Source organism: Acinetobacter sp. WY4 (assembly GCF_018438165.1).
Lineage (GTDB): Bacteria > Pseudomonadota > Gammaproteobacteria > Pseudomonadales > Moraxellaceae > Acinetobacter.
Genome location: NZ_CP053947.1, coordinates 1,724,256 through 1,751,102 on the forward strand (window position 1 = coordinate 1,724,256; position 26,847 = coordinate 1,751,102).

Genomic DNA, 26,847 nt, shown 5'->3' on the forward strand with positions numbered 1-26,847 from the left:
CAGCTTTATGATTCCGCATGTTTCACGTTTACTCGAACTTTGGCGCATCGCCGCGCACTATCGACTCGACACGTTGTTTCCTGCGGAAGAATTACCAGAAAAGTCGCGGCATGTGCTGTCCCTCATCCGGATGCATCCGGCCGCCTGGTCTAGTCGTGAACGTAAAAATCCGCTCAAGCTGAAACTGGCTTTAGAGGAAATGGGACCGTTGGCGATTAAGCTTGGTCAGCTGCTCTCAACCCGTCGTGACCTGATTCCACCTGAAGTTTTACAGCAACTGGTTTTGCTGCAAGATCGGGTCAAGCCGTTTGATAATGACGTGGCCAAGATGCGCATTCAGGAATCCCTGAAAGCTGATGTAAATACCTTGTTCGCGCGTTTCGACACCCAGCCACTGGCAGCAGCTTCGATTGCACAGGTACATACGGCTGCCCTGCATGATGGCCGTGAAGTCGTGGTCAAAGTCACCCGCCCTAATATTCGCCAGCAGATTTTGCAGGATTTTGAAATTCTGGAATGGCTCGGTCAATTTCTGGAAAAACGTCTGGAAGCAGCACGTGCCCTACATTTATCAGAAATCATTCAGGACTATCGCCAGATCATTCTGAATGAGCTGGATCTGACGCTGGAAGCAGACAATACCCGCCGTATGCGCCATCACTTTACCGGCTCGAGCATGATGTATGTGCCGGAAATTTATATGGACAGCAAAGACGTGCTGGTAGCCGAGCGCATTACCGGGGTGCCGATTTCAGATATCGCGACCTTTGACCGGCTGGGCATGGATCGTGCCGATCTGGCGCGTAAAGGCCTGACCATCTTCTTTACTCAGGTCTTCCGCGATAACTTCTTCCATGCTGACATGCATCCGGGAAATGTCTTTGTAGAAACCATCAATCCAGCCAATCCGCGTTTTATTGCGCTGGACTGCGCGATTATGGGCGAGCTGTCCAAACACGACCAGATGACCGTAGCACGCATGCTACTGGCGGTCATGAACAGTGACTTTATGCAGCTGATTCAGGTGGTGCATCAGGCTGGCTGGATTCCACCGGGGACTGATCAGGATGCTTTGGCACGTGAAATGCGCCGCAGTGTGGGGCCGATGGTGTCCAAACCGATGCATGAATTGGACTTTGCCGGCATTCTGATTGAAGTGATGGATATCGCGCGTCGTTTCCATCTCGAAATTCCACCTCAATTGATGTTGCTGCTAAAAACTTTGGTGCATGTCGAAGGTCTGGGAACCGACTTGTATCCTGAACTGGATATCTGGAGTCTGGCCAAACCAATTCTGACGGACTGGATCAAGGCCCAGATGAATCCGCAAAAGAACCTGAAAGAACTAGGACAGAAAATCCCGGATCTACTTTTAGGGGCACAGGATTTACCGACCCTGATGATCGACAGCTTAAACGGTTTAAAAAATCAGTCGGCCTGGCATGCCAAACAGCTCAATGAATTACAAAGCATGCGCCTGCAAATGGAACATCAACAGAAGCGTAGCTGGATGTTTGGCAGCGTCATGGCCATTCTGCTGGCAATTGCGATTATTTCACCGTGGTTTGTGTCGGTGATTCTGATTGTACTGGCGAGTGTACTGGCCGTCTGGCGGATTGCGAAATAACTAAATGAGCTTTTAAAAAAACCTGACACTGTTCAGGTTTTTTATTTTCTGGGCATCGCATGACTCCAAAGTCACCTTAGGACATATCTTGCCATTGGGTCCTAAGACCTATCGCTTAAAATAAGCACACATTTGGCTAGTATAGGTTCAACCATGGTACAGATTTTACAAAAACGTGCGCCTGCGCTGACGATTCGTGCCGGCCATCTGGCACGTGAGCTGATTCTGCAACAAGGTTTGCAACCCGAACAGGTCGATATTGTACCTGGTGCTGCAGGTGGCCCAAAAGGCATCGGGATCCAAGGACTGGATCAGGCGATTTTTGGTGAGTTTTTTCCACGTGCACCTCAGCGTAGAACTTTGGTGGGTTCTTCGATTGGCAGCTGGCGTTTTGCCAGTATGGCTGCACATGGAGTTCAACAGGGAACCGAACGTTTGGGTGAGCTGTATACCAACCTCTATTTTCATAAAAAAATGACCCGTCAGGATGTCAGCGAAGTTTGCCGTGGCATGCTGCTGGATCTGGTACAAGGCAAAGAAAACGATCTAGTCAATCATCCAGATTATCATCTCGCAGTCATTTCAATTAAAGCCCAACACATTTTCCAGAGTGACAAGGCATTGCCGTTGCTGGCTTCTGTGGCTGGAATTCTTGGAACGACCGCAGTCGCGCGCCGGCACAGCCGTTATTTCATGCAACGTGTGATCAGCCAGCCCAATATCGGTGAACAGTTTAAAATCGCTGAAGATGGATTTACCACGCATTATCATGCACTGACCGAACAGAGTGTGTTGTCTTGGCTGATGGCTTCAGCCTCTATTCCCGGGGTAATGGCAGCGGTGAACAATATTCCGGATGCACCGCAGGGTTATTATCGCGATGGTGGCCTGATTGATTATCACATTGACCTGCCCTTTCAGAGCAAAGGCATTGTGCTGTATCCACATTTTACCGATAGCATTACCCCCGGCTGGTTCGACAAGTTATTTAAACGTACCTCAAATCCAGAAAATCAGGCACGAACTTTGCTGCTTTCTCCATCGCAGCAATATCTGCAAAGTTTGCCTTTGGGTCGTTTGCCTGATCGTAAAGACTTTAACTTAAAAGGTTTGGATCAAACCCAACGGATTCAGCTGTGGAAGCAATGTATTGCGGAAAGTCAGCGTCTGGGCGATGAATTTCTGGAACTGGTCGAGAAGCAGAATTTTGCTGAGGTGATGCAAGCCTTGTAATTGGCCGCAGCTGCCCGATTATTTGTATAATTGCTTTAATTTTGTGAACTGTTGAGATTTATGCAGAAGTTTTTAGTTGTCCTGCAATACCTGTGTCTGGCCTTTGCCATTTATCTGATTTATAGCGTCAGCATGTCGCTGTATCGCCAGGATTTTGTCCTGATGGAACTGGTCGCTGATATCGGTACGATTCTGATCTGTATCGACCTGGCGGTGTTTTTATTTACCAGTAAAGGCAAGCCCGGCATTAGCATGGAAGAATATGCAAAAAGACTGGAACAGCCACCATCTAAACTGGTCTATGTGACACGAAAATTGGGGCATCTCGGTATTTTGCTGATTATCACCAGCTGGATTGTGCCGATGATTAACTCATAATGATCCAATAAAAAACCTCCCAATTGGGAGGTTTTTTTAAATTAAAGATATCCAAAAATTATTTAGAACTTTTAATCCCTGCTTGAAGTAATAGCGCACCCAAACCACCAATTTTTTGCTCTTGTGGTTTAGCCGCTTGCGGTTTCTTGCCCTGAGGACGGTCGCCTTGCGGACGTGCTTGCTGTGGACGTTTGCCTTGAGGCTTACGTTCACCGCGTTGCTCATTGTCACGACGTGGTTGACGTGGTGCTTTCGCCGGAGCTTCAGAACCTTCAGGACGCATCGACAGATTGACACGGTTACGTTCAGCATCCACATTCAAAACACGGACTTGTACGATTTGACCCGGTTTCACCACTTTATGCGGATCAGCGACGAATTCATTGGCAAGTTCAGAAATATGTACTAAACCGTCTTGATGCACACCCACATCGACAAATGCACCGAAGTTAGTGACATTTGTCACTACACCTTCCAGCTGCATGCCTTCAGACAATTGCGCAACTTCAGTAATGTCATCACGGAATTTAGCAGTGCGGAACTCTGGACGCGGGTCACGGCCCGGTTTTTCCAGTTCAGCCAATACGTCTTGAATTGTCGGCAGACCGAATTTCTCGTCTGCAAATTCTTCAGCATTCACTTGGCGAATGATTTCAGTATTGCCAATGATATCTTTTACAGTCGTTGCTTTTGCTTCAACAATTTTGCTCACCAAAGCATATGACTCAGGGTGAACTGCAGAAGCATCTAGTGGCTCTGTACCATCTTGAATACGCAAGAAGCCCGCAGCCTGCTCAAAAGTACGCTCACCTAAACGTGGTACTTTTTTCAAAGACTGACGATTGTCAAAACGACCATTTTCCTTACGGAATTCCACAATTTGCTGTGCGATCGATTTGTTCAGACCTGCGATATAACCCAAAATCGCTGCTGATGCAGTATTTACATCCACACCCACCGAGTTCACACAGTCTTCGACTACTGCTTCTAAGGTTTTCGCCAGACCGGTCTGGTTCACGTCATGTTGATACTGACCCACACCAATCGATTTCGGATCGATTTTCACCAGTTCCGCCAATGGATCCTGCAAACGGCGTGCAATCGATACTGCACCACGGATCGACACGTCCAGCTCTGGAAGTTCCTGTGAAGCCAGTTCAGATGCTGAATATACAGATGCACCTGCTTCAGACACAGACACACGTGTCATTTTCAGATCACTGTTCGCAGCCATCATTTCAGCAACTAAAGCTTCAGTTTCACGGCTTGCAGTACCATTACCAATCGCGATCAGGTCAACATTGAACTCGCGGCATAAACGTGCAAGTTCAGTTAATGAACCATCTTTATCATCTTTTGGCGCAAATGGATAAATCGTACTATGTGCCAGTACATCACCAGACTCGTTCACCACCGCCAGTTTCACACCAGTACGGATACCTGGGTCCACGCCCAAAGTGGTACGTGCGCCTGCAGGTGCAGACAGCAGTAAATGACGCAGGTTTTCAGCAAAGACGTTCATCGCTTCTGTTTCAGCAGCCAGACGTTTTTCAGTCAGCAATGAATGTTCAATCGTTGGACGAACTTTACCGAGCCAGAACAATTTTGCAGTTTGCTTCAAGAAATCCTGACGAGCTTGTGGCTGAACAGTTTCAAGATTGTATTCAGTTTCAATACGCGCCAATGGAGCATCATCTTCGCCATCAACTTTCAGGCCTAAAACGTTTTCCTGACGGCCACGCAGCATCGCCAATAAACGATGTGAAGGCACTTTGTTCAAGTTTTCAGAGAAATCGAAATAATCACGGAATTTTTTACCGACTTCTTTTTTCTCATCACTTGCAACTAAACTTTTCAGCACGGCAGTTTTTGCAAATGTCGCTTTAAGTTCAGTGGTCAGTGCGATATTTTGTGCCCAGTCATCAATCAGGATGTGCTGGATCGCATCAAGCTGGCTTTCAGTATCTGGATAATCTTCATGGCTAAAGTCCGCCAAAGCTTCAGCTGGATCAACGGCTTCATTAAAGATTTTTTCGGCAATCGGGCCTAAACCGGCTTCTTTGGCCTTGAATGATTTACTGGTACGTTTTGGGCGGTACGGCGCGTAAATTTCTTCTAATGCATTTTTGGTTTCGGCCGCATTCACACGCGCCAATAAATCATCAGATAATTTATCTTGTTCTTTGAGTGATTCAATCACCTTTTCACGGCGCTCATACAAATCACGCAAGTATGATAAACGCGTATCGAGTTGACGTAGTTGCGTATCGTCTAAGCCTTGCGTTACTTCTTTACGGTAACGTGCAATAAAAGGAACACTGGCACCTTCATCAATAAGCTTGATGGCAGCCTCAACTTGATTTGGACGTACGGCAAGTTCTTTTGCCAACTGCTGAACTAAGTCAGTCATCGTGTTTGATCCCACAAGGATAAGTACTAAATGGCATGATTATAAAGACCGGGTCTATAAAATCCACCATTGTTTTTATTAATTTATCTTATCTTTGTATTATGAAGTGCCATAGTTTTCTGCTTTTCCCGATAAAGTTTGTATGAACTTTGCTTTTTATCCAGCGTAAAATCGTATTTTTTGCTCATTTAGATGTATATATTTGGTATCTATGTCTTGATTTTAACTGCAATATTTGGTGCTTTAGAGCATAGTCAATTAATATTAATGAATTGTATACTCAAAGCCTATTTGATTTTTGTTTATGACGACAATAAAGAATAAAGGAGCATCTCATGAGTTTAGTTGTACCTGCTGAAAAAGCCGATGCCGTACATACCGAAACGGACCGGATCGAACGGATCCTGGTGGTTGATGATGATGTTCGTCTGCGTACCTTATTACAGCGTTTTCTCGAAGATAAAGGCTTTGTGGTCAAAACTGCACATGATGCCACGCAGATGGATCGACTTTTACAGCGGGAACTGTTTTCTCTGATCGTGCTCGACTTTATGCTTCCGGTCGAAGATGGCTTGAGTATCTGTCGTCGTTTACGCCAATCCAATATCGATACGCCTATCATTATGCTCACCGCTCGTGGTAGCGACTCGGATCGTATTGCCGGTTTAGAAGCAGGCGCCGACGATTACTTGCCTAAACCGTTTAACCCGAATGAACTCTTGGCACGTATTCGTGCGGTATTACGTCGTCAGGTACGTGAAGTGCCGGGTGCACCAAGCCAGCAGATGGAAGTAGTTTCTTTTGGTCCCTGGTCACTGGATTTGTCTACCCGCACCCTGACCCGTGAAGGCCAAGTGGTAACACTCACTACCGGTGAGTTTGCGGTACTGAAAGCACTGGTGCAGCATCCACGCGAACCATTAACCCGCGACAAGCTGATGAATCTGGCGCGTGGCCGTGAATGGGGCGCCATGGAACGTTCAATTGATGTCCAGGTGTCACGCTTACGCCGTTTAGTGGAAGAAAACCCAGCGCGTGCACGTTATATCCAGACCGTATGGGGTGTGGGTTATGTCTTTGTTCCAGATGGTGCTGAATAAAGGAAAACTTATAGGATAAAGATTACCCCAATTTATTGTCCCTAAAAGCCATTCGCGGCTGTTTGAGCCTCTCCTTCTTTAAAGGCTCGTATACAAATGCGCGAGTTCAGCGAATGGCAAAGTTTTTTGGTTACTTTTTTCAAAAAAAGTAACACAACAAGCTCCTTCCATCGAAGGTTCAAGCAGTAAGATTCCATTACAAATTATTATTACTGCTCAATTTGGAAAATGCCAACAGGGAGCTGGTGTGAAACTCGACCCCATCGATCCACAAAAATTTACCGATTTTGTCAGCTACTCGGAAAAGAAACGTACCCGCTGGGAACGCTTTCTCGACAAGATCAAGCCGCGTTCTGCTGCCATGCGTACCACAGTACTGGTGGTTTTTGTGGTGTGTTTTAGCCTGTTCATGTCCTTGTGGTTCTTTTGGCGTACCCTGTTTTTACCTGAAATCCAGCAACATGCGCGTTATCTGGCCATGGAACTGGAAATTCTCAACAATCCCGATCTGCGCCTGTATCACAAACAGCAAGAAGTGGATATCGATGACTGGCTGAAAAACCGGGTCGGCATTGAATACGTGATCAATCCAGCAGAATATCCCACGGTTCGGGAAAAGCTGATTGCAGAATTTTTTACTCGGCAGATCGAAACCAAACTGGCCAAAGAGTTACGTATCGAACAAGCCACGGTCTATTTTCAGTTTAAGCCGAGTCCACGTATCTGGATCCAAACTCCTGAAATGAATGGTCACTGGGTACAGGAACCTTTAAAGACGTATGCCAACTATAGCAATGAACTAATTTTGGGCTGGTTGCTTGGCACGCCGATTATTGTCAGCATCATTATTTTGACCTTGGTGCGTCAGCTCAACCGTCCTTTACGCCGTTTGCAGAATGCCGCCAACAGTTATAGCCGAATCGGTTCAGCACCCTATCTGGATACCAATCATGGTCCACTGGAAATCCGTCAGGTCAATCATGCCTTTAACCAGATGATTTATACGCTGGATCAGACCGAGCGGGAACGCCGCATCATGCTGGCCGGCATTTCACATGACTTGCGCACGCCCTTAACCCGGATCCGCCTCAGTGCCGAAATGATGCCAGATGAAGACTTTCTCAAAGAAGGCCTGATTTATGATGTCGAAGATATGGACGCGATTCTGGATCAGTTCATCTCCTATATGCGTGATGGTTCTGATGAAGAGCCGCAGGATACCAATGTCAATGTGCTGCTCCAAGAACTGGTCAAGCAGTTTAAACCGCTGGATATCCGCTTTACGCCACAAGACATCCCAACCATTCAGGCGCGCAGCATGTCGCTAAAAAGGCTGATTGGTAATCTGATCAATAATTCGAAACGTTATGGTTCAGAACCAATTGAGCTTTCTGCGCATGTTGAAGAAGATCAACTGTTGATTTGTGTCGCAGACCATGGCGAAGGCATCCCGGAAGATCAGATTGAAGCCTTGATGCAGCCTTTTGTTCGGGGTAATTCGGCACGAACTGTACAAGGCAGTGGCTTGGGGTTGGCCATTGTGAAACGGATTGTCGACATTCACCATGGTCAATTGCGTATTCATAATCGTCCTGAAGGTGGGCTGGAAGCTATCATTTCACTACCCGTGAATCAGGTGAACCCAGAGACACTTTCCCCAGCCACCACACTCGATAAAATTCGCCAAACTTTGACTGATCACTTTTAAGAAGTGATCAGTAATTCAACAAATGACTTTTTAGTTTTTCTATACAATTCATTTTATAGTTCATGAATTCAATCATTTAAAAATCATCATTTTTTATTATACCTCCATTTAGCTAAAAAATTAGACCTTAGCCTAACACCTATGCACAATACATTTTTTGAGCGGTACAATCCGTCTCATAGTTTAAGAATTAATGAGAGTTAAAATGTCTTTAGATCGTATCCGTTTAGCCTCCCTACACAACAAAGTCATCAGCCCAGAACAAGCGGCTGAATTCATCAAAGATGGCATGACTGTGGGCATGAGTGGCTTTACTCGCGCTGGTGAAGCGAAGGCGGTTCCTTTAGCTTTGGTTCAGCAGGCAAAAGTAAATCCATTAAAGATCACGTTAATTACTGGTGCATCACTAGGGAACGATCTAGACAAACAACTGACTGAAGCTGGCGTATTGGCACGCCGTTTACCGTTCCAGGTCGACAACACTTTACGTAAAGCGATCAATAACGGCGAAGTGATGTTCATTGACCAGCACTTGTCTGAAACTGTTGAGCAAATGCGTAACCTGCAGTTGAAAAAACCAGACGTTGCGATCATTGAAGCTGTAGCGATTACTGAAGATGGTGGCATCATTCCAACAACATCTGTTGGTAACTCTGCAAGCTTTGCGATTTTTGCTGAAAAAGTGATTGTAGAAATCAATACCAACTTAAGCCCGGCATTTGAAGGCTTGCACGATATCTACATCCCGACCTATCGTCCAACGCGTCAACCGATTCCATTGACTCAAGTTGATGAGCGTATCGGCACGCATGCGATCAATATCGATCCATCTAAAATTGTTGGTATCGTATTTAACAGCGAATTGCACGACTCTCCATCTACTGTAACCGCACCAGATGATGAGACTCAAAGCATTGCCAACCATTTGATCGCTTTCTTTGAAAAAGAAGTAGCTGAAGACCGTCTACCGAAAAGCCTCGGACCTCTTCAAGCAGGGATCGGTTCAATTGCAAATGCGGTATTGACGGGTTTGAAAGATTCAAACTTCGAAGACTTGATCATGTACTCAGAAGTTCTGCAAGACTGTACGTTTGAATTGATCGATGCCGGTAAAATGAAGTTTGCTTCAGGTTCTTCAATTACCCTTTCTGCTAAGTACGGCGAGAAAGTATTTAACAACCTTGAACAATACAAAGACAAACTGGTATTACGTCCACAGGAAATTTCAAACCATCCTGAACTGGTACGTCGTTTAGGTATTATCGGCATCAACACTGCACTTGAGTTTGATATTTACGGTAACGTGAACTCAACTCACGTATGTGGTACCAAAATGATGAACGGTATCGGTGGTTCTGGCGACTTCGCGCGTAATGCCCACTTGGCGATCTTCGTGACCAAGTCAATTGCGAAAGGTGGCGACATCTCTTCTGTAGTGCCGTTTGCTTCACATATCGACCATGCAGAACACGATGTAGATATCCTGGTAACTGAACAAGGTCTTGCGGATCTTCGTGGTTTGGCACCGCGTGAGCGTGCACGTGCAGTGATTGATAACTGTGCGCACCCAATGTACCGCGATGCGTTGAATGATTACTTTGACCGTGCATGTGCAAAAGGCGGCCATACCCCTCATCTTCTTCGTGAAGCGCTTTCTTGGCACTCAAACTTCGAAGAAAATGGTCACATGCTCGCTGTTGAAGCTGCAGTAAAAACTGCATAATTGACTGCATTCACAAAACGCCCTACGGGGCGTTTTTTTATGGCATTTTTATATTTTTTTTGAATAGTCAGAACCTGATTATATTAAGGAAGCCATCTGGCTATCACCTACTCTTTCTTCTTTTATTTATCCTGCCGATCTGCTGTAGAAATACACTTCTGATGCTCAAGGGCTTTAAATTCTGATTCTTCACCCTCATACTTGAACACAAGAGCAAAATTAGAGACATGACATGCGCGTAGATATCTGGTCAGATGTGGTTTGCCCCTTCTGCTATATTGGTAAAAAACGTTTAGAAGCTGCTGCACAAGAAGCAGGTATTGAGCTAGAAGTACATTGGCACAGTTTCCAGCTCGATCCTGAAGCACCGGTACGTCAGGAAGTCTCCAACTCTGAGCGTCTGGCGCAAAAATATGGCCGCACCCTGGCAGAAGTCGAAGAGATGCAGCGCAATATTGCTGAAATGGCCAAAGCCGAAGGTATTGAATTTAACTGGGAAGGTGCCAATTCAGGCAATACCTTTAATGCGCATCGCCTGATTCACCTGGCGCAAAGCAAAGGTTTGGGCAATGAAGCACAGGAAGCGTTCTTCTATAGCTATATGACCCAAGGTCTGGCGATTGGAGAACGTGAAACACTGGAAGATGTCGCAGCGCGTATTGGCCTGAATCCGGTCGAAGTCGATGACCTGTTGGATTCGGAGGAATATGCTGATTTCGTCAAATTCGATCAGGAAGTGGCACACGAACAACTCAAAGTGACTGGTGTGCCTTTCTTTGTTTTTGATCAACGTGTGGCATTGGCAGGCGCGCAGCCTAAAGAAGTTTTCCTGCAAGTATTTGAAAAAGCGCTCGATACATCAACCAACAGTCAGGCAGCACAGTGCTCAACAGAAACGTGTGACACGCCAGACCAAGCTAAATAAAACAACGTTCAATAAAAAAAAACCCCATTTTAAATGGGGTTTTTTATTTGTTATTGAATGGTATTCGCTTAATCAACCAGAAAACTAATTTTTAAATTGACACGATATTCCGTGATTTTATTTTCTTTAATGACAACCTTCTGTTCATTGATCCAAGCACCTTGTACATTTTTGACCGTTTCTGTGACTTTTTGAATGCCCGTTTGAATCGCATCTTCAAAGCTTTTATTGCTGCTTGAATTGACTTCTACCACTTTTGCAATTGCCATAATAAAACTCTCAGCATGAAAATGAATGGAATTCCATCTTAGTCCATTCTTAGAAGATTGCAGCAGCTGGTAAACAAGCGATAGCAAAAACTTACATGGATTGAACAAAGCTCGAAATTCAGTTTTAAATTGGCAGATCGAAAACATATGACCTTTTATTTTGACACTCAATTAAGTCCAGATTCTCATCGCCAAAACAAAGCATAAAGTCCTGTAAAATCATAAAAATCAAACTAGAGTAAATACACTAATTTATTGTTTTATAGAGTAATTTATCTAAAATTTACTGCCTGAATTTGCCGAATCTATCATTTTATATTAAGTCTTATTTGCTATTATTTCACCCGAATTAAGTTTAAATATTCTCCTCTGTTCAAGTCATTGAACACTCTGATATTAAAGGTCATCCTATGAATGCTCTTAAATTTGCTTTCGCTGCAACCGTTATGGCTTTTTCTGTTCAAGCGTCTGCACAAATGGCGCAAGTGGTTCATCTGCCAGACTTTCCAGCGACTAAAGCACCTGCTGAAACAGTAAATACAGATGCTGCGACTGTAGCAACTGAAAAAACGGCTTAATGCAAAACTGTTTTGCATTAAAACAGGCTGATTGATTCAGCCTGCTTTTTTTATCATATTGAACACATTCTGTGTAAAAGATGCACAACTCTCAAAAATATCGACTATTTCCTACTCTCATTTTTTCTATTGATTTTTATCACTTTTAATTAAAAAATTTGTTTATAAAACACTCAAAATAGATCACTATTTTATGTGATCTCTGCTTATAATTGCAGCAATATAAATAGATTAATGATAAGAAAATTTTTTATGCATGAACTTCAGGCATTGGTACAGGGCAAAATTCCGCCTCAGTCAGTTTCTATTGATTATTTAATTGAAATGGCAGAAAGCTATACAGACTCGAATTCTGCTGAATACAGACTGGTCGAGCTGGCGGTTAACATTGTACTGGCACAAACCCTGGATAAAGCACTGAAACATCTCTAGAGATCAAAAAATGAATGCTTTAGAAAAGGCACACTTAATTAAAGAACTACATGGACTGGCGCAGCAACTGGAGCATAAAGTCCTGCCTTTCTATGAAATTGCCCGTTCTAAAAAAAGGATACGCGATATTTTTAATCTGTGTGATGAGCCTATTTTCAAAACCCAGATTTCAGCATTTAAAGCCCGCACTCAGCCTGAACTTGTCGCCTACCAATTTTCTGCTAACACGTCTTATCATCTAAGCTTTCGTGGCTATTTCACCGAAATCTTGGCGCTGGAACAAGCATTGTATGCCCATCCGGATTCAGGCTGGGCAGTTTTACATCATCCTGAACGTGGCTGGCAAATCTGGCTGATTCCGGCTCCCCAATCTCCTGCCCTGCACAGCCAATGGGCTGAACTGCAACACTGTTATATCTGGCTGTTGCAACAACAGCAGCGGTTTTCTTGTCTGAAACAGGATCCCCCCTTGATCGTTCCTGCCCTATCCTTAAACGAAGCTGAAATCAGCTTAAAAGCTGTGGAAACAACCAAATATCATCGGGGACGGCCGCGTACAAGAATCCATGCATTAGAACTACATCGCTCAGATGAGCTACCCATACAGGTACCCACTGTACAGGAGCCTCCCGATCCTCAACTAAAAACTGAAACGACAATTCAGCAAGAACAGATCACAGTCTCCGAATTGATTCAATTCCCTGCACAGATCCAACTAGGCGAACTAAACGTCCATGTACACCCTTTAGGCTTAGAAGAAACCAATATCCAGCGACTCTGTGCTTTAGAATTGGGGCACAATATCGAGCATCCTGCCTATCTGGATATCGCACTGTATTATGCAGCAGAAGATAACTGGCAGGCACGTCAGGTTTATTTGGTTGAACAACTGAATCTGCAAGGCCAGTTTGTTAAATATCTGATGCTCTTGGGGGTACCGAGTCAGTTACAGGCTCACTATTGTATTCAACATTGGCTGACCCATCATCAACGCCAGGCTGCGGCGATTAAATCACTGGCATGGTCTGCTTTAAGCGCCAGTTTCATGCAACTCGAGCTTTTTTCAACAGCTTACTTGCAGCAGGCTGAAACAATCTGGACACAGCCAGATTACCATCTGTTTATACCCGCCCAGTTTATTCAGAAGCAGAAATTTATTTCTTTTAAAGAGGCTGCTGCTGATTTTTCTACTCCTGTACTCTTGCTACAGGAACATCAAAAAATCCGTGTGATTCATGGTGAAAAACGCATCTCTCTTGCAGAGGATGAGCTGGCCTATCCACACATCTTGCTGCAACGCGACAAACAGCTCAATTGGCAGAATATTCACAATATTATTTTAACAATGCCGCAACCGATTCAAGTGCTGGAACTTTATCGAGAAATTCAGGCTCAAATGATTGAATAATTGCTGTTATTTTGTAGCTTTAACTTGCTTTTTAAGGCGTTTTTTTAGAAAACTACAGCTGAATATAAGAATACAAGAGCAACAAATATCTCATGCAAATAAACAGGATTACTCAAATTTTACTGCTCTCTCTGGGCTTAGGAATGAGTGGTAGCATGTCTTGGGCCAATTCAGTCACAACTGCTCCTGCCAGTCCAACGAATATAGAGCCAAGCCGATCAGGCTTGCTGGATCAGATTCCACGTTTGATCGATGCAACACCCACGGTTCTGCCGGAGCAATCAAATGTCGCCATTGTTCCATCCACGCTAGAGACAGAAAATTATTCATGGGCGGATCAAAAGCAGAAAGGCATCCGCGAATGGGCCGATCGTACTGCGCATAAAATTGATAACTGGTTTGGTGAAAGCGATCCGGATCAGCCAGCTGCAGCTACATTACGGATCATTCTAGATAATCGCTGGGATGAATATGAAGGCTATGAGATTAAGCCCCGAATCCGCGGCAAGATCAAGCTTCCGACCTTGGAACAAAAGCTGAGTGTGGTGTTTGGTGATGACAGTCTGGATAATGAATTAGACAGCAATGTTGCGATTACCAATGAAAATCCTGCCACTTCCGGAGATAAACGTCTGGATACTAAACGTGCCCGTGAAGATAACAGCTCTTTTGCCTTACGTTGGTCTGAATGGTCAGATCGTATTCCTTTTGAAACCGATCTGGATCTGGGCTTACGTTCTGGAGATGATATTTACCTACGCGTCAAAGCCAGTAAAGATTGGACACTAGAAAATGACTACTCTTTTCATGCCGAACAGATTTATCGCTATGGCATTCAAAGTGAAAACTATTTACGGACCAACTTGGAACTAATCCACGCCCGTCCCAATCAGGCCTTTTTCTCCAATCAGCTCAGTCTGACTTATGCAGATGAACAAGACGACGATCTGACCTGGGACAACTATACCTTTAGGCAACATCAGTTTTTTCAGGACAACCGTTTTAGTTACGGCATTTATACCGGTGGTTATCTAAATGACAAGGATCTGCGTCTTAACCGCTGGGGTCCCTATGTGTCGTGGAGACAACCTTTTTTACGTGAATGGTTTTTTGTCCAGACCGACCTGAACTACCTGAATGATCATCGCGAGGATCGTGACCACTATGTCGGGGCTTTGGTACGTTTAGAAGCATTGTTTTAAACTGAATGATGGTGGAAAATATAAAAGCTCATCATTCATGGGCTTTTTTCAATATTACTGAGGCAATCAGCGCGGTAAGTATTAGCTGGTTTTATTCAAGATAATACGATCACTGCGTAGCACACGTTTTTGCTGCAATGAGGGTTGCTCCATCACTGGCATATTGAAGCGAATACGATCGCTACGTTGTGGTTTTGCTGCCTCTACTTTCGCAACTTTATAAAAACTGATTCGATCTGTGCGTACCATTTTTTCTGCAGCAGGTGCCGCTAGACTAACTTGACTCATCGACATCAGGATTACAGCGCCCATACTGATCATCAGCTTAAATTTCATAACATTCTCTCTCTTTGCTTTATAATCGTAATTATAAATTAAAAATTAATTAATAATCCAAAATATAGATTTATGATTCGAAGGTATTTTTTTATCCTGTCCATCGTTTTTCCAGATCATTTCTAGAATTGAAAAATGAAGCAGACATAAAAAATCCCTCCTAAGAGGGATTTTCTCATTCAATACATCAGCACTTAAGCAAGCAGCAAACTATTAATTCGCTTGACATATTCAGCAGGATTTTCTGGTAATCCACCTTCTGCAATCACCGCTTGGTCGAAGATCACATTGGCCAGATCATCAAACTGCGCCGAGCCATCCAGTTTTTTCACCAACGGATGTTCTGGGTTAATTTCCAGAATCGGCTTGATATCCGGCACAGGTTGACCCGCATCTTTCAGCATACGAATCAGTTGTGGAGACAACTCACCTTCTCCAGTTACCAGACAAGCCGGAGAATCGACCAGACGCGTCGTCACCCGCACTTCTTTGGTCTTGTCTTTTAATGAATCCGTCAACTTATCCACCACCGGTTTAAACTGGGCTGCGGCTTCTTCAAGGGCTTTCTTCTCTTCGGCATCCTGAAGGTCACCTAAGTCAACTGCACCCTTAGACACGTTTTGCAAAGGCGTACCATCGAACTCATTCACGAAGTTCATCGCCCATTCATCCACGCGTTCAGTCATCAACAGAACTTCAATGCCTTTTTTCTTGAACAGTTCCAGTTGCGGTGAATTTTTCGCAGCATTCAGACTATCTGCAGTCACATAATAAATGGCTTTCTGGCCGTCTTTCATGCGTGCTTTATAGTCTGCCAATGACGTGCTGACCTCGTCATTGTTTGATGTTGCATAACGCAGCAGTTTCAAGATACGTTCACGGTTACTGAAATCTTCACCCAGACCTTCTTTCAATACTGAAGCAAATTCCTGATAGAAGGTTTTGAAGTTTGCCTGATCTTTTTCATCTTCAGATTTAGCCAGATTATCCAAAATGGTCAGGATACGGCGGGTATTGCCTTCACGGATGGTTTTTACATCACGGCTTTCTTGTAATAACTCGCGACTGACGTTCAATGGCAGATCGGCACTGTCCACCACACCTTGCACAAAGCGCAGGTAGTTTGGAATCAGGTTATCTGCATCATCCATAATGAACACACGTTTCACATACAGTTTGATACCCGCTTTGGATTCACGGGTGAAAATATCATGTGGCGCTTTGCTTGGAATATATAACAACTGGGTATATTCAGTGCTGCCCTCAACCCGGTTATGCGCCCAGGCCAATGGCGCTGCGAAATCATGGCTTAAGTTCTTGTAGAACTCGACATACTGCTCTTCAGTGATTTCAGACTTGTTACGAGTCCATAATGCGCTGGCCGAGTTAATGGCTTCCCACTCATCGGTTTTGACATACTGGCCACCTTTAGATGTTTCACCTTCAGCCGCTTCTTCTTCCTGCCAGACTTCTTTTTGCATCTGGATTGGCAGGCTGATGTGGTCTGAATATTTATTGATAATCTGCTTCACTTTATAGCTTTGCAGATAATCCAGCGCATCGTCACGTAAGTGCAGAATAATATCGGTACCACGTCCTTGTTTCGTGATCTGTTCAACTTCGAACTCACCGGTTCCGCCACTGATCCAGCGCACCCCTTCAGAGACATCTGTGCCAGCACGACGCGACTCTACCGTGATCTTGTCAGCCACAATAAAACCGGAATAGAAACCGACACCAAACTGGCCAATTAGCTGGGCATCAGCCTTTTGATCGCCGGTCAGTTTGGACATAAAGTCTTTGGTGCCTGATTTGGCAATAGTCCCTAAATTATCAATAGCTTCCTGTTCGCTTAAGCCGATCCCGTTATCTGAAATGGTAATGGTTTTATTGTCTGCATCCAGACTGACACGAACGCGCAGATCCGGATCATTTTCATAAAATTCGGGATGGTTAATCCCTTCAAAACGTAATTTGTCGCATGCATCTGAGGCATTCGAGATCAATTCGCGTAGGAAAATTTCAGGGTTTGAATAAAGCGAATGGGTCACGAGATGTAGTAACTGAGCCACTTCAGCCTGGAAACTATGTTTTTGTGCGCTAGACTCGCTCATTAATCACTCCTTTTATTTTAAATACAGGTCAATACTGTTGCCTATATGAATGGAGTGAGTTACTAAATTTTCAATAGCCAGTTGTATATTTTTTCTCAAGATATTTTATAAAGGATCTCTTGATCTAAAATGACTTGGATTTGTAAAGGCTTAGGTTTAAGGCTTAATAAGGCCCGAGCTTATAAATACGTTGAAATTGCAGGTCTATTTGCTGCTGGCGCATATTATAGACCTGGCTCAGACAGGACACCGATTCCTGACAGCGGTCACGGAACTGTAGCCATTTCACCTGATCACGCTGGATCACCGAACGGGTTCCCATAGGCACCATACGGCGTAAAATATGATAGCTGGTACTCATCTTGACATCGGCATCATTGAGCAGACGATGTTCACAAATCGCTTTCTCTGTCACGGTTTCAGCTTTCTGACAATCAAAACTTGCCGCATAGGCAGACCCTGCCAGCAGGCTGAAGAAGATCACAATACCTTGGCTTAAAAACTTCATGCTGATCTTCCTTATTATTCAATTATTAAGTCGTATTCAATTAATATTTACTTTATTCGTTTTAATATAGTTGAACATTGCCGATCTGCTCAATTTCAATAAGTTATAAATCGTTGTTATTTTGAAAAAAAGCCTCATTCAAGATGAGGCTTTTTTGTTGAGTAAGACTAGAATTTAAAACTTATAGCTATAACCGATCATGTAAACCCAAGGATCAATATTCAAGTCGAATTTAGTATTATCAGCATCATCTAAAGTCACTTCAGGACTCAAATCTGCATAGCGCACGTCAGCAAATACTCCCCAGTTTTTGGCATCGGCTGGCTGATAATTAAAGCCAACCTGACCTGCCAAACCAAATTCCTCTTTCACATCTTTAGCCAGACCTTCTTCATCCCAAGCAATAAAAGCTGTGCCACCTACACCAATATATGGCGTAAAACGTGTTGCATTTTTAAAGTTATATTTAGCGGTAATTGTGGGTGGAAGATGCTTAATCTTGGCAATTTTCCCTAGACCCTGAGCAGAAATGTCGTGATTAAATGGCGTAGCTAATAAAAGTTCTGCAGAGATATTGTCATTAAAAAAGTATTCAACCGATGGCGTAAAACCATATTCTTGATCCGCTTCTACGACTAAACCTGGTGCAATTTCAGTGTCACTTGATGGTGCTAAAGAACTGGCACCAACTTTCACCTGCCATTGACCTGCCATCGCAGATGCAGAAAGACCCATTAATGCAATTAGAGCAGCTTGCTTTAACATTTTAAAATACCCCACAGGAAGAATAATTATTAAGAAAATAAATCTTAATTAATAATAAACACGAGGGAAAATAATATGCAATAAGGATTATAAAACTAATTTTAAATTATTATTTAAAATATTGATTTAAAAAGTTATTTATTTTAAATTTACTGAATTGGTTGGTTTTAAATACCAAGTATATTAATCAGATAAATATGGCTTTATTCAGAGTAAAATAATCAGGTTTATATTAATTTTTATTTAAACATATATTTTAAATACATCTTATTATTTATTTTAAATCCAGATGAATCTGCTCCAATAGATATCAGAGCAGATTGAAATTGACTTACAGAACCATGGCTGCAATCCAGCCAAAAATCATTAACGGAATATTAAAGTGAATGAAGGTTGGAATCACACTATCCTTCATATGATCATGCTGACCATCCATATTCAGACCAGAAGTTGGGCCTAAAGTTGAATCCGAAGCTGGAGAACCGGCATCACCCAAAGCTGCTGCAGTCCCGATAATTGCAATAGTCGCAGCCGGGCTAAAACCAAACTGGATACACAGCGGTACATAGATGATGGCCAGAATCGGCACGGTTGAAAATGATGAACCAATGCCTAGGGTAATCAACAGGCCGATGAGCAACATCAGGAACGCTGCCAGTGCCTGACTGTCACCAATCCAGTTGACCGATGCTTCGACCAGTGCAGGTACCTGATTGGTCGCTTCAATCACGGCGGCAAAACCTTGTGCTGCAATCATGATAAAGCCGACCAGCGCCATCATGCGCATACCGGTAATGATCACATCATCCGCTTCTTTCCATTTGAAAATGCCAGCACAGCTGAGAATCGCGACACCGACTAAACCTGCCAGAATCATTGAATCTGAATACAGCTGTACAGCCAATGTAGCTACAACTGCAAGACCGGCCATCCAGATGGTAAATTTCGAAATTTCAGGTTTAAGGTTTTGCTCTACTCCAAGTTCAGCAGAAATACTTTGCTGCTCTTCGATATGAATATCTTTATAGAGACGTGGTTTACGGTAAGAGAAGAAAATGGCAATCAACAACCCGACCAGCATGCCAATGACCGGAATGACCATTGCAGATGGAATCTGATCATAAGTAATTTCAAAACCATAAGGCTTACCAAAGGTATTGATGTTATGCCCCAGAATATCATTCAGGAAGATCGCGCCAAAACCGACTGGAATGAGCATATAGGTGGCAACCAGACCAAAGGTCAGCAAACAGGCCACCAAACGGCGATCCAGTTGTAAATGGTTAAATACAATCAATAGCGGCGGAATCAGTACCGGAATGAAGGCAATATGCACGGGAATGACGTTCTGCGAGAACACGGCTGCAATAGCAACCGTGAAGAAGATCAGATATTTCACCCGGTTTTGCGCTTTAAAATCGGCCTCACCTTTTAAGGTACTGATCATTTTATAAGCCAGCAAATCCGGTAAACCCGAACGCGCTAGAGCCAAAGCAAATGCACCTAAAATACCGTAAGCCAAGGCAATTTTGGCACCACCACCCAAGCCATTGTTAAACGCGTCCAAGGTTCCCTGCAGGCCCAGACCTGCCAATAAACCACCTGTAACAGCACCAATGACCAGGGCAAAAACCACAGGTACACGTGCCAACGAGAGTCCGAACATGACTCCAATAGCAGCAAGAATTGCGAACATAATGAATCGGAATAGAGAGAAAGCGGCTATTTTATCAGAAAATGCGGATAAAAATTCCGCCACTTTTTTCTGGTCGGGTCATGTTTCGCGGAGTGGCCTGTCAATGAATGTCAGCAGATTTACGCTGAATAAACTCATCAATCAATTGAGCCACTTGCTCCGGTTGACTCAGGATCGTCCAGTGATTGGCAGCCAGTTCTACTTTCGAGAAATCATCCACCCATTTTGACATTTCATCAACCAGATCTGGCCCGACAAACTGGTCATATTTCAGCATAATCGCCTGTACCGGACAGATGGCAAAACGCTGCCGTGGTTGAGCTAAGCGTGGCAAAAAATTGGCCCGATACAGGTTCACACCATATTTGCCATCTTTGACAATATGCGGGTTGAGTGGCAGATCATCGTGTCTTTCCAGTTGCTGCACGATCTTGCCCCAACGCTGCGGATTAAAAAAATTCCAGGCCAACGGCGCCACTAAAGGCAACTGAAACATCGCGATATACCAAGATTTGCTCATTTGCTTTAAAAATTTTGCTTTGTTTTGCTGGAACTGTTCACGCATCCAGAAAGCGGCATGATCCAGACATGGCCCAGATAAGGTGCTATAAGACAGAATTCGCCCTTTAAAGCGTGGATCGGTGACAGATTCCCAGGACTGAATTGAGCCCCAGTCATGCGCAGCCAGATGAAAAGCTCGATTCGGCAATACCTTATTCACCACCTCTTCCAGATCCTGACTTAAACGGGCCAAGCGGTAATCGGAGATTTTTTTGGGAATACTGGACTCCCCTGCGCCCCGGACATCATAAGTCACCACAAAATAATCCTGACTCAAATGAGCAATGACTGGCTCCCAAACTGCTTGATGATCAGGATAGCCATGAACCAGTACCAAGGCTGTTTGTTCGGGTTGTCCATAAGTTTTGACACAGAGACACTGCTGATCCGTGGTATCGACCCATTGCACTTGTGTTTCCATCTTTTGATCCTGTTTTTATTATTGACCACTTAGTTTATAAATCGGCATGATTGATCAATGCCAGCGCATTTTTGTTGCTCTAGTATGCATAATCACAGCCGCAAAAAGAATGTCAGTATGAGCCTATTCCAGAAAATTCAAAAACTGCCTCTGGTTTCAAAATTTATTCTGAACCGCTATGCCCCTTATCGTGGTGCAGGCATTGAAATTGATAAGATTGATTTTAATAATTATCACGTTCGGGTCAAAATGCCGCTGACCCGTAAGAACCAGAATATTGTCGGTGTGCATTTTGGTGGCAGCCTGTATTCAATGGTCGATCCCTTTTATATGTTATTGCTGATGCATCATTTGGGGCCGAAATACCTGGTCTGGGATAAAGGCGCCAGCATTCAGTTTTTGGCACCGGGTCGCGGTACAGTGGTAGCAGACATTCGGATTTCTGCTGAAGAAATTGCCACGATTATCAATCTGGCGACTGACAACGCGCCAGTGTATCGGCATTATCAGCTGAATATTTATGATGAAGCCGGGGTCAGAATTGCCGAAGTAGAAAAAACGGTATATATCCGGCGGAAACAGAGCAAAGCGAAAATTAACGCTCCTAAATAAGATAAAAGCGCCACATTGGCGCTTTTAAATCTAGCTAAATCTGAAATGACTTTCGACTTAACGACGACGGTTATCCTGTTCAATCGCAGCACCGGCACCACCACCGATTGCACCACCAATTGCAGCACCCGCGTTACCACCGAAGATGCTTTTACCGACTGCTGAACCAACAGCACCACCTACACCACTATAGGTCGCATTACGATTTGAACCGCCTTGGGATTTACTACCCACTGCCGCACCGGCACCACCACCAACAGCTGCACCAACGCCACCGCCGACTTTATTACCGACACCACCACCGACTGCACCACCAAGGGCCGCAGCACCGATCCGTTGCTCATTGGCAGACATACTTTCACAACCCGCCAACATAAAGGTGGAAAGAGTGGCAACTGCCATAACACCCATTAATTTTTTCATGACCTTGGCCTTCCTGTCTTGCTTTAATTAAGCTTATCTTCATTTTATGAAACTAAAATCTGTAGCGTGTTACTTCTCTCGGTATTCCTGCTGAGTTTTGTAAATATCAATGGATTATTCTTCTGTTCAAGATGTCTTATTTATAAATTTCAGACAAAAAAAGACGCCCGAAGGCGTCTCTTTTCTCAGCTTTAACTCGAATTAGAATTCTTCGTTAAATGCCTGACTTAGAGCTTGGTCTACATCAGAGAAGTCATTGTGCAGTTCAAATTCTGCAGCTTCTGCTTCTTGACGACGACGCTCTAGGTGGTAAGCCAAACCTGTACCCGCTGGGATCAGACGACCTACAACCACGTTCTCTTTCAAGCCACGTAAGTCATCTTCTTTACCTGTTACAGCCGCTTCAGTTAACACACGCGTGGTTTCCTGGAACGATGCAGCAGAGATGAACGAGTCAGTAGAAAGCGACGCTTTCGTAATACCCATCAATTGACGTTCAAACTTCGCAGGGAACTTGTTTTGCGCAAGAACTGCTTGGTTTTCCTGAACAACACGGATGTAATCCACTTGTTCGCCTTTGATGAAGCTGGTATCGCCACCGTCAGTGATATCAACTTTACGCAGCATTTGACGTACGATCACTTCAATATGCTTGTCGTTGATTTTTACACCTTGCAGACGGTATACGTCCTGAACTTCGTTCACGATGTAGTTTGTCAGCGCAACTTCGCCTTTCAAACGCAAGATATCGTGCGGGTTCTGTGGACCATCAGAAATAGTTTCACCACGGTTCACATGTTCGCCTTCGAACACGTTAATCGTACGCCATTTCGGAATCAGCTCTTCATAAATCTCAGAGCCATCATCCGGCGTAATCACCAGACGGTTCTTACCTTTGGTCTCTTTACCAAAGCTTACAACACCCGACACTTCTGCAAGGATTGCATGCTCTTTTGGCTTACGTGCTTCGAACAAGTCAGCTACACGCGGCAGACCACCGGTAATATCACGGGTACGTGAAGTTTCTTGTGGTACACGACCGATGACATCACCGACACCAATCGTTTCGCCATCACGAACAGAAAGAATCGTGTTCTGTGGCAGGAAGTAGAACTGTTCGCCACCATCAACGGTATCCAACACAACAGCAGGACGCAAATCTTTACCTGACGCAGGACGTGAAGTCACTGGCAAGATTTCGATAGTTGACATACCTGTTGCATCATCAGTTTTAGAAGTAACCGTCACGCCATCAGCAATCTGGCTGAAACGTACTTTACCAGCAACTTCTGTTACTAATGGATGTGTATGCGGATCCCAAGTCGCCACAATACCGCCTGCTTCTACAGCTTCGCCATCTTTCAGCAAGATAGACGCACCGTAAGGAAGTTTATAGCGCTCGCGCTCACGACCTAAATCATCCGCAATACCGATTTCACCTGAACGTGAAGTCGATACCAAGTGACCTTTGGCATGTTGTACTGTTTTCACGTTATGGAAACGTACTGTACCTTGGTTACGAACTTGTACGCTGTTTGCAGCAGAAGTTCGGCTTGCAGCACCACCAACGTGGAAGGTACGCATCGTTAACTGTGTACCTGGCTCACCAATCGATTGAGCTGCCATTACACCAACAGACTCACCCGGGTTCACCTGGTGACCACGTGCTAGGTCACGACCGTAACATTTCGCACATACACCGAAGGTAGACGCACAGTTCACTACTGAACGTACTTTAATTTCGTCGACACCTTGGCTTTCAATAAATGTCGCCAATTTCTCGTCAATTAAAGTATTACGTGGAAGCAGAACTTCATCTGTACCTACACGTTTCACATCTTCAGCAACCACACGACCCAATACTCGTGCACCCAGGTTTTCGATTACATCGCCACCTTGAATGAACGGAGTCATTACCAGACCGTCATACGTACCACAATCCGGCTCAGTAATGACCAAGTCCTGCGCAACGTCTACTAGACGACGAGTCAAGTAACCAGAGTTCGCAGTTTTCAGTGCTGTATCGGCCAAACCTTTACGCGCACCGTGTGTCGAGATGAAGTACTGAAGTACGGTCAAACCTTCACGGAAGTTCGCTTTAATCGGCGTTTCAATGATCGAGCCATCCGGCTTCGCCATCAAACCACGCATACCCGCCAACTGACGAATCTGAGCTGCCGAACCACGGGCACCCGAGTCAGACATCATGTAGATCGAGTTGAATGATTTTTGCTTCTCGTCTTCACCCTGTTTGTTCTTCACAGTGGTAAAAGACAAGTTGTCCATCATCGCTTTAGCAACCTGGTCATTGGTACGCGCCCAAATATCGACCACTTTGTTATAACGTTCGCCGGCAGTTACGAAACCTTGTTCGAACTGTTGTTCGATTTCACGAACTTCAGCTTCCGCTTTACCAATAATTGCTTGTTTTTGCGGTGGAATAACCATGTCTTCCATACCGACAGATACACCTGAACGCGTCGCTTGACGGAAGCCCAAGTACATCAACTGGTCAGCGAAGATAACAGTATCTTTCAGACCCAATTTACGGTAGCAAGAGTTAATTAATTTCGAGATGTTTTTCTTGGTCATCTCAACGTTAATTTGCTGGAAATCCATACCTTCAGGTACAACTTCCCAAAGTAGGCAGCGACCAGGCGTCGTATCTACAATAATGGTTTGCTGTTCACGGTTACCATCTTCGTCGATCACAGTCTGGTGTACACGTGCTTTAACGCGAGCGTGTAGATCAACCTGACCTGTTGCCAGTGCACGGTTTACTTCGTGAGTATCCGCGAACACCATGCCTTCACCTTTGGCATTGATTGCATCACGCGTGATGTAATACAAGCCCAAGACCACGTCCTGAGACGGTACGATGATTGGCTCACCGTTCGCTGGAGACAGAATGTTGTTAGTCGACATCATTAACGCACGAGCTTCAAGCTGAGCTTCAAGTGTTAATGGTACGTGTACCGCCATTTGGTCACCATCGAAGTCGGCGTTAAACGCAGCACATACGAGTGGGTGTAGACGGATCGCTTTACCTTCGATCAGGATCGGTTCAAATGCTTGAAGACCCAAACGGTGAAGGGTTGGCGCACGGTTCAACATCACTGGATGTTGACGAATCACGTGAGCAAGAACGTCCCAAACTTCCGGGGTTTCGCGCTCAACCATTTTCTTCGCAGCTTTAATGGTGGTTGCTTGACCAGAGGCCTGTAGTTTCGCGAAAATGAATGGCTTGAACAGTTCAAGTGCCATTTTCTTCGGAAGACCACATTGGTGCAAACGCAGGTTTGGACCAACAGTAATTACCGAACGACCAGAGTAGTCAACACGCTTACCAAGTAAGTTTTGACGGAAACGACCTTGCTTACCTTTGATCATGTCTGCCAAAGATTTAAGCGGACGCTTGTTCGAACCGGTAATTGCACGACCACGACGACCGTTATCCAGCAATGCATCTACAGACTCTTGTAACATACGTTTTTCGTTACGTACGATGATGTCTGGCGCTGCAAGGTCAAGAAGACGCTTCAAACGGTTGTTACGGTTGATCACACGACGGTAAAGATCATTCAGGTCAGAAGTCGCGAAACGACCACCTTCAAGTGGTACAAGCGGACGAAGATCTGGTGGAAGAACTGGAAGTACAGTCAACACCATCCATTCTGGCTTGTTGTTCGAATCGTTGAATGCTTCCATCAACTTCAAACGCTTAGACGCTTTTTTCAGCTTGGTTTCTGAAGTTGTAACAGGAATTTCTTCACGAAGACGCGCAATTTCAGCTTCAAGATCAATGTCTTTCAACAAGTCTTGAACTGCTTCAGCACCCATTTTCGCTGTGAATTCATCACCGTGTTCTTCTAATGCATTGAAGTATTCTTCATCATTTAGAAGTTGGTATTTCTCAAATGGAGTCATACCCGGATCGGTCACTACATAAGATTCGAAATACAATACACGTTCAATATCACGTAGCGTCATGTCTAATAATAGACCGATACGGCTCGGTAATGATTTTAAGAACCAGATGTGGGCAACTGGAGACGCCAGCTCGATGTGACCCATACGTTCACGACGAACTTTCGCAGTTGTTACTTCAACGCCACATTTTTCACAAATGACGCCTTTGTATTTCATACGCTTGTATTTACCACACAAGCATTCGTAATCTTTCACTGGACCAAAGATTTTGGCACAGAACAAACCATCACGTTCAGGCTTGAACGTACGATAGTTAATGGTTTCTGGCTTTTTAACTTCACCGTGAGACCATGACTTAATCATTTCTGGTGACGCAAGACCAATACGGATGCGGTCAAACTCTACAGGAGCATGACCGTCTGAATCCGTCTTTTTGCGCATGATATCGAGCAAGTCTTTCAATTTTTTTCTCCGTGTGTTGTGGAGAT

22 protein-coding genes are annotated in these 26,847 nt (G+C 44.3%); 12 read left to right on the forward strand and 10 right to left on the reverse strand.

The window, feature by feature from the left end; genetic code table 11:
• Positions 1-7: 7 nt before the first annotated feature.
• The 3 genes from G4D73_RS08105 to G4D73_RS08115 all read left to right on the forward strand — a co-directional run bounded on the left by G4D73_RS08105 (position 8) and on the right by G4D73_RS08115 (position 3,238).
• On the forward strand, positions 8-1,627 hold the full coding sequence (locus G4D73_RS08105) for an ABC1 kinase family protein (RefSeq protein ID WP_004729335.1): 1,620 nt from the start codon (positions 8-10) through the stop codon (positions 1,625-1,627).
• 153 nt (positions 1,628-1,780) lie between these two features.
• A complete protein-coding gene (locus G4D73_RS08110) occupies positions 1,781-2,860 on the forward strand; it encodes a patatin-like phospholipase family protein (protein WP_044111761.1) in 1,080 nt (359 codons plus the stop codon).
• 60 nt (positions 2,861-2,920) lie between these two features.
• Positions 2,921-3,238: a hypothetical protein gene (locus G4D73_RS08115; protein WP_004729331.1), complete on the forward strand. Its 318-nt coding sequence runs from the start codon at positions 2,921-2,923 to the stop codon at positions 3,236-3,238.
• 58 nt (positions 3,239-3,296) lie between these two features.
• Here G4D73_RS08115 and G4D73_RS08120 read toward each other — a convergent pair whose 3' ends face one another.
• Positions 3,297-5,648, reverse strand: a complete 2,352-nt coding sequence (locus G4D73_RS08120) for a Tex family protein (RefSeq protein ID WP_213686495.1) — start codon at positions 5,646-5,648, stop codon at positions 3,297-3,299.
• Positions 5,649-5,983: 335 nt separating this feature from the next.
• On the opposite strand from G4D73_RS08120, the gene ompR reads away from it, so the two are divergent.
• The 4 genes from ompR to G4D73_RS08140 all read left to right on the forward strand — a co-directional run bounded on the left by ompR (position 5,984) and on the right by G4D73_RS08140 (position 11,104).
• Positions 5,984-6,748, forward strand: coding sequence for a two-component system response regulator OmpR (gene ompR / locus G4D73_RS08125; protein ID WP_213686496.1), 765 nt, complete (start codon positions 5,984-5,986; stop codon positions 6,746-6,748).
• 247 nt (positions 6,749-6,995) lie between these two features.
• Positions 6,996-8,456, forward strand: coding sequence for an ATP-binding protein (locus G4D73_RS08130; protein WP_213686497.1), 1,461 nt, complete (start codon positions 6,996-6,998; stop codon positions 8,454-8,456).
• Between the two features lie 205 nt (positions 8,457-8,661).
• The gene (locus tag G4D73_RS08135) at positions 8,662-10,179 is read left to right on the forward strand and encodes an acetyl-CoA hydrolase/transferase family protein (protein ID WP_191112685.1); all 1,518 of its coding nucleotides are present in this window, start codon (positions 8,662-8,664) and stop codon (positions 10,177-10,179) included.
• Positions 10,180-10,411: 232 nt separating this feature from the next.
• Complete coding sequence (locus tag G4D73_RS08140; protein WP_213686498.1) at positions 10,412-11,104, forward strand: DsbA family oxidoreductase; 693 nt, start codon at positions 10,412-10,414, stop codon at positions 11,102-11,104.
• A gap of 68 nt (positions 11,105-11,172) precedes the next feature.
• Here the strand turns inward: G4D73_RS08140 and G4D73_RS08145 are convergent, their stop codons facing one another.
• The gene (locus tag G4D73_RS08145; protein WP_004278594.1) at positions 11,173-11,373 is read right to left on the reverse strand and encodes a dodecin family protein; all 201 of its coding nucleotides are present in this window, start codon (positions 11,371-11,373) and stop codon (positions 11,173-11,175) included.
• 410 nt (positions 11,374-11,783) lie between these two features.
• On the opposite strand from G4D73_RS08145, the gene G4D73_RS08150 reads away from it, so the two are divergent.
• From G4D73_RS08150 to G4D73_RS08165, 4 genes are all read left to right on the forward strand, one after another.
• Positions 11,784-11,951, forward strand: a complete 168-nt coding sequence (locus tag G4D73_RS08150) for a hypothetical protein (protein ID WP_004647322.1) — start codon at positions 11,784-11,786, stop codon at positions 11,949-11,951.
• Positions 11,952-12,203: 252 nt separating this feature from the next.
• Positions 12,204-12,383, forward strand: coding sequence for a hypothetical protein (locus G4D73_RS08155; protein ID WP_004647321.1), 180 nt, complete (start codon positions 12,204-12,206; stop codon positions 12,381-12,383).
• A 10-nt stretch (positions 12,384-12,393) separates the two neighbouring features.
• The gene (locus G4D73_RS08160; RefSeq protein ID WP_213686499.1) at positions 12,394-13,791 is read left to right on the forward strand and encodes a hypothetical protein; all 1,398 of its coding nucleotides are present in this window, start codon (positions 12,394-12,396) and stop codon (positions 13,789-13,791) included.
• A 92-nt stretch (positions 13,792-13,883) separates the two neighbouring features.
• Positions 13,884-14,993, forward strand: coding sequence for a hypothetical protein (locus G4D73_RS08165; RefSeq protein ID WP_191112687.1), 1,110 nt, complete (start codon positions 13,884-13,886; stop codon positions 14,991-14,993).
• An 81-nt stretch (positions 14,994-15,074) separates the two neighbouring features.
• On the opposite strand, the gene G4D73_RS08170 is transcribed toward G4D73_RS08165, so the two are convergent.
• The 6 genes from G4D73_RS08170 to G4D73_RS08195 form a co-directional block, all read right to left on the reverse strand.
• Complete coding sequence (locus tag G4D73_RS08170) at positions 15,075-15,329, reverse strand: hypothetical protein (RefSeq protein ID WP_213686500.1); 255 nt, start codon at positions 15,327-15,329, stop codon at positions 15,075-15,077.
• 194 nt (positions 15,330-15,523) lie between these two features.
• Positions 15,524-17,443, reverse strand: a complete 1,920-nt coding sequence (gene htpG / locus G4D73_RS08175) for a molecular chaperone HtpG (protein WP_004647318.1) — start codon at positions 17,441-17,443, stop codon at positions 15,524-15,526.
• Positions 17,444-17,606: 163 nt separating this feature from the next.
• Entirely contained in the window at positions 17,607-17,951 is a 345-nt protein-coding gene (locus G4D73_RS08180) for a lysozyme inhibitor LprI family protein (protein WP_004647317.1), read from the reverse strand.
• A gap of 174 nt (positions 17,952-18,125) precedes the next feature.
• A complete protein-coding gene (locus tag G4D73_RS08185) occupies positions 18,126-18,716 on the reverse strand; it encodes an OmpW/AlkL family protein (RefSeq protein WP_213686501.1) in 591 nt (196 codons plus the stop codon).
• Positions 18,717-19,047: 331 nt separating this feature from the next.
• On the reverse strand, positions 19,048-20,412 hold the full coding sequence (locus G4D73_RS08190; RefSeq protein ID WP_004647315.1) for a Na+/H+ antiporter family protein: 1,365 nt from the start codon (positions 20,410-20,412) through the stop codon (positions 19,048-19,050).
• Positions 20,413-20,512: 100 nt separating this feature from the next.
• Positions 20,513-21,394: an alpha/beta fold hydrolase gene (locus G4D73_RS08195; RefSeq protein WP_213686502.1), complete on the reverse strand. Its 882-nt coding sequence runs from the start codon at positions 21,392-21,394 to the stop codon at positions 20,513-20,515.
• Positions 21,395-21,511: 117 nt separating this feature from the next.
• On the opposite strand from G4D73_RS08195, the gene G4D73_RS08200 reads away from it, so the two are divergent.
• On the forward strand, positions 21,512-22,006 hold the full coding sequence (locus tag G4D73_RS08200) for a DUF4442 domain-containing protein (protein ID WP_191113090.1): 495 nt from the start codon (positions 21,512-21,514) through the stop codon (positions 22,004-22,006).
• Between the two features lie 57 nt (positions 22,007-22,063).
• Here G4D73_RS08200 and G4D73_RS08205 read toward each other — a convergent pair whose 3' ends face one another.
• Both G4D73_RS08205 and rpoC read right to left on the reverse strand, forming a co-directional pair.
• On the reverse strand, positions 22,064-22,429 hold the full coding sequence (locus G4D73_RS08205; protein WP_005108070.1) for a hypothetical protein: 366 nt from the start codon (positions 22,427-22,429) through the stop codon (positions 22,064-22,066).
• 201 nt (positions 22,430-22,630) lie between these two features.
• Positions 22,631-26,821 carry a DNA-directed RNA polymerase subunit beta' gene (rpoC, locus tag G4D73_RS08210; RefSeq protein WP_004278609.1) on the reverse strand — a complete coding sequence of 1,397 codons (4,191 nt, stop codon included), beginning with the start codon at positions 26,819-26,821 and terminating at the stop codon, positions 22,631-22,633.
• Positions 26,822-26,847: the final 26 nt, after the last annotated feature.

Coding starts and splice junctions, on each gene's coding strand:
- G4D73_RS08105 (WP_004729335.1), top strand. CDS start 8: ATGATTCCGCATGTTTCACGTTTACTCGAACTTTGGCGCATCGCCGCG.
- G4D73_RS08145 (WP_004278594.1), bottom strand. CDS start 11,373: ATGGCAATTGCAAAAGTGGTAGAAGTCAATTCAAGCAGCAATAAAAGC.
- G4D73_RS08150 (WP_004647322.1), top strand. CDS start 11,784: ATGAATGCTCTTAAATTTGCTTTCGCTGCAACCGTTATGGCTTTTTCT.
- G4D73_RS08195 (WP_213686502.1), bottom strand. CDS start 21,394: ATGGAAACACAAGTGCAATGGGTCGATACCACGGATCAGCAGTGTCTC.
- G4D73_RS08140 (WP_213686498.1), top strand. CDS start 10,412: ATGCGCGTAGATATCTGGTCAGATGTGGTTTGCCCCTTCTGCTATATT.
- G4D73_RS08155 (WP_004647321.1), top strand. CDS start 12,204: ATGCATGAACTTCAGGCATTGGTACAGGGCAAAATTCCGCCTCAGTCA.
- G4D73_RS08185 (WP_213686501.1), bottom strand. CDS start 18,716: ATGTTAAAGCAAGCTGCTCTAATTGCATTAATGGGTCTTTCTGCATCT.
- G4D73_RS08180 (WP_004647317.1), bottom strand. CDS start 17,951: ATGAAGTTTTTAAGCCAAGGTATTGTGATCTTCTTCAGCCTGCTGGCA.
- G4D73_RS08160 (WP_213686499.1), top strand. CDS start 12,394: ATGAATGCTTTAGAAAAGGCACACTTAATTAAAGAACTACATGGACTG.
- G4D73_RS08190 (WP_004647315.1), bottom strand. CDS start 20,412: ATGTTCGCAATTCTTGCTGCTATTGGAGTCATGTTCGGACTCTCGTTG.
- ompR (WP_213686496.1), top strand. CDS start 5,984: ATGAGTTTAGTTGTACCTGCTGAAAAAGCCGATGCCGTACATACCGAA.
- G4D73_RS08120 (WP_213686495.1), bottom strand. CDS start 5,648: ATGACTGACTTAGTTCAGCAGTTGGCAAAAGAACTTGCCGTACGTCCA.
- G4D73_RS08115 (WP_004729331.1), top strand. CDS start 2,921: ATGCAGAAGTTTTTAGTTGTCCTGCAATACCTGTGTCTGGCCTTTGCC.
- G4D73_RS08165 (WP_191112687.1), top strand. CDS start 13,884: ATGCAAATAAACAGGATTACTCAAATTTTACTGCTCTCTCTGGGCTTA.
- G4D73_RS08205 (WP_005108070.1), bottom strand. CDS start 22,429: ATGAAAAAATTAATGGGTGTTATGGCAGTTGCCACTCTTTCCACCTTT.
- G4D73_RS08200 (WP_191113090.1), top strand. CDS start 21,512: ATGAGCCTATTCCAGAAAATTCAAAAACTGCCTCTGGTTTCAAAATTT.
- G4D73_RS08110 (WP_044111761.1), top strand. CDS start 1,781: ATGGTACAGATTTTACAAAAACGTGCGCCTGCGCTGACGATTCGTGCC.
- G4D73_RS08135 (WP_191112685.1), top strand. CDS start 8,662: ATGTCTTTAGATCGTATCCGTTTAGCCTCCCTACACAACAAAGTCATC.
- G4D73_RS08170 (WP_213686500.1), bottom strand. CDS start 15,329: ATGAAATTTAAGCTGATGATCAGTATGGGCGCTGTAATCCTGATGTCG.
- htpG (WP_004647318.1), bottom strand. CDS start 17,443: ATGAGCGAGTCTAGCGCACAAAAACATAGTTTCCAGGCTGAAGTGGCT.